Source organism: bacterium, from assembly GCA_018830565.1.
Taxonomy (GTDB): Bacteria; UBA9089; JAHJRX01; order JAHJRX01; family JAHJRX01; genus JAHJRX01.
Map to the genome: position 1 here is coordinate 1 of JAHJRX010000085.1, position 3,829 is coordinate 3,829.

The 3,829-nt window shown below is 46.4% G+C and carries 1 protein-coding gene and 1 CRISPR repeat array; the gene reads right to left on the reverse strand.

Annotated elements, in window-relative coordinates; all coding sequences use genetic code 11:
• Nucleotides 1-134 precede the first annotated feature (134 nt).
• Nucleotides 135-497, reverse strand: a complete 363-nt coding sequence (locus KJ849_08190; protein ID MBU2600537.1) for a Maf family protein — start codon at nucleotides 495-497, stop codon at nucleotides 135-137.
• Nucleotides 498-845: 348 nt separating this feature from the next.
• A CRISPR array of direct repeats spans nucleotides 846-3,770; the repeat unit is 37 nt; unit sequence GTTTCAATCCTCACCCGTCCCGAAGGACGGGTGCTAT.
• Nucleotides 3,771-3,829: the final 59 nt, after the last annotated feature.

A 3,829-nucleotide genomic window follows, 5' to 3' on the forward strand; every position in this document is an offset into this window, starting at 1 on the left:
AATCTTGCCCACTCTTTTTTGCTCATTTCGAAAATGTCCTTTTCTTCCATTTCTCCCTCCTTTTTTGAGGGATATTTTACATCCTTAAACAGGACATTTTCATTTTGCCAGATTAGGACATTTTCATTTTGGTATTACACTTCTTTTATTATTACCACCCCAGTTATGACTGTATGGCATCTTTGGCTTAATTTTTTCAATATCCTCTTAGCATCGGCATTATCTTTTGGCTGCCTAATTATCTCATTATCCAATGATACTACGGTATCAGCACCAATGACCACAGATGAGTTCCCTATCATTTCTTGGTGTCGGACAATAATATTCCTTGCCTTCTCCTCTGCTATGCGGATAGAGTAAGATTCTGCATCCTCACCAGGAAATATTTCCTCAGAAATATCGCTCCCAATGACAATAAAATCTGTCTCAGGAATGATTTGAGCAAGGAGTTCTTTGCGGCGTGGTGACTTAGAGGCTAAAATTATATTTTTATATATCGTACCGTCTCCTTACCAACTTTTTATTAAAAGCCCAACATTAAGGAAGTTTACCATTAACTTCCAATTTATCTTCAAGGTCACTCCTGAATGCACCAATTATCAATCTTCCGTCTTTTAGATATTCAAAAAACTCAGAATAACTATTTGGACTCAAGAAGTGAAAGATATATTCCTGTTTAAACACTGCTTCTTTTAATTCTTTGTTAAGGTCAATAAAATGTTGCCTGGTCCATCTTAATTTTGCCTCTCTCTTCGCTGGAGAGCTGAGTATATCTTTTTGTTTTCATAACACTCAGAATATAACATTTTATTCTAAGTGTTGCACTTGTTTATTGAACTTGTGACTATAGAAATAGCACCCGTCCCGAAGGACGGGTGCTATAAATAAATGTGGTAGTATTAAGATGTAAGGGAAAGTTTCAATCCTCACCCGTCCCGAAGGACGGGTGCTATGTTAATAGCTGAGGCTGAATTACAAGATGCACTTGTTTCAATCCTCACCCGTCCCGAAGGACGGGTGCTATGGACAATATCAGAATCCACTGCCTCAATCTGTGTGGTTTCAATCCTCACCCGTCCCGAAGGACGGGTGCTATAGTGTCCATAACGTATACGAGCCGTCAAATCCATCGTTTCAATCCTCACCCGTCCCGAAGGACGGGTGCTATATCTCAGGCAAATACTCTGGGTCTATCCGATTAGGTTTCAATCCTCACCCGTCCCGAAGGACGGGTGCTATGTTGTGTGTAAGTGCAGGGATAACAAATAACCCGGCGTTTCAATCCTCACCCGTCCCGAAGGACGGGTGCTATTACCACCCGCAAAGCCTAATTGAGCTATATCCTGGTTTCAATCCTCACCCGTCCCGAAGGACGGGTGCTATAATTGCCCTTTGATGTGTCGCCGGGTGTAGTAATAGTTTCAATCCTCACCCGTCCCGAAGGACGGGTGCTATGGCGTCTGGGGGCACCATCGCGCCTTCCCCGATATGTTTCAATCCTCACCCGTCCCGAAGGACGGGTGCTATGCTGTAGTAGCAATCAGATTGCTTTTACCCGACTTAGAGTTTCAATCCTCACCCGTCCCGAAGGACGGGTGCTATAGAAGTTAAGGCATACAATAAACAATATCGAACGTTTCAATCCTCACCCGTCCCGAAGGACGGGTGCTATTACAGCTCCCACCCTGGCTGGAGTTGATGGAATAGTTTCAATCCTCACCCGTCCCGAAGGACGGGTGCTATACGGCTTCCACCGATGATTTACACATTGGGCATTGAGTTTCAATCCTCACCCGTCCCGAAGGACGGGTGCTATTGTCCTCTTATTTAGTAGTCCAGCTTTCTAGTGGTGTTTCAATCCTCACCCGTCCCGAAGGACGGGTGCTATTGGCACAATCTGGCAACGTTGTAATGAATGCCACTGGGTTTCAATCCTCACCCGTCCCGAAGGACGGGTGCTATGTAACATAGGAGCTAATCAATAAAGATTAATAAGTTTCAATCCTCACCCGTCCCGAAGGACGGGTGCTATCAACAACAGGCAGCACATCCTGCATATACAGGACAAGTTTCAATCCTCACCCGTCCCGAAGGACGGGTGCTATACAAGTAGAGGGCGGCAAGGGCTTGGTCTTAGGTCTGTTTCAATCCTCACCCGTCCCGAAGGACGGGTGCTATATCATTTCATTTAAGTTCATTTTGCCCCCCTTATTTGTTTCAATCCTCACCCGTCCCGAAGGACGGGTGCTATTAATGTTAAGTATGAGCCAATCAGCAAAGATCAAAAAGTTTCAATCCTCACCCGTCCCGAAGGACGGGTGCTATCAACGCCCAAGTTGTATCCTTATAGAGGCAAAATAAGTTTCAATCCTCACCCGTCCCGAAGGACGGGTGCTATTAGTGCTGGCGTATCGGCAAGAGCTATTGGCTCAGGTTTCAATCCTCACCCGTCCCGAAGGACGGGTGCTATTGAATTATTACATATAATGCTTTAAAACATCTTAGTTTCAATCCTCACCCGTCCCGAAGGACGGGTGCTATTTTAAGGATCTTTGTAATGCTTCGCAATAGTGTAGTTTCAATCCTCACCCGTCCCGAAGGACGGGTGCTATAAGGGTGTTAAGTCTGTTGGAACGGCAAAATGGCAGTTTCAATCCTCACCCGTCCCGAAGGACGGGTGCTATATATGGCCACCCGATTATAGTTAATAGTTGGTATAGGTTTCAATCCTCACCCGTCCCGAAGGACGGGTGCTATCCATCTCTGCCACTGTGGGCTTTACTGCTGGTTCGGGTTTCAATCCTCACCCGTCCCGAAGGACGGGTGCTATGGTGTTGACGCTAACCACACCCCAGGAGATTATCGAGTTTCAATCCTCACCCGTCCCGAAGGACGGGTGCTATTTGTTAGATGCTGAGAAGGTCGCAATTGGTCTCTTGTTTCAATCCTCACCCGTCCCGAAGGACGGGTGCTATTTGTTAGATGCTGAGAAGGTCGCAATTGGTCTTTTGTTTCAATCCTCACCCGTCCCGAAGGACGGGTGCTATACAAAATGAAATACGTAGGCGGTTGGGTAACAAATGTTTCAATCCTCACCCGTCCCGAAGGACGGGTGCTATTACAAGACGCGTTAAGGAAGATACTGTGGATAAAGGGTTTCAATCCTCACCCGTCCCGAAGGACGGGTGCTATGAATACACTATTATACAGGTTGTGCCAATAATAGGGTTTCAATCCTCACCCGTCCCGAAGGACGGGTGCTATCCCGACGAACAGTTGAATCAACAATATCCCTCGGAGTTTCAATCCTCACCCGTCCCGAAGGACGGGTGCTATGTGTTCTTGCTCTTTGTTTCATTAATCCATAACCAGTTTCAATCCTCACCCGTCCCGAAGGACGGGTGCTATACAAAGCTCCTGAAATATGTCATACATATAGGTATGTTTCAATCCTCACCCGTCCCGAAGGACGGGTGCTATTTACTTTAACAAGGAGGTAGGTGTAGATCTAATAAGTTTCAATCCTCACCCGTCCCGAAGGACGGGTGCTATCTCTTGATCCATTAACTCCTGACGATAAGCCATAGTGTTTCAATCCTCACCCGTCCCGAAGGACGGGTGCTATATACTGGTTCTGGCACAATCTGGCAACGGTGCAATGTTTCAATCCTCACCCGTCCCGAAGGACGGGTGCTATTTATGCTTGGGAGTATCCAACGGAGATTGAAGCTATGTTTCAATCCTCACCCGTCCCGAAGGACGGGTGCTATTATACAAGCAGCTCATCCTGCCTATGCAGGACAAGGTTTCAATCCTCACCCGTCCCGAA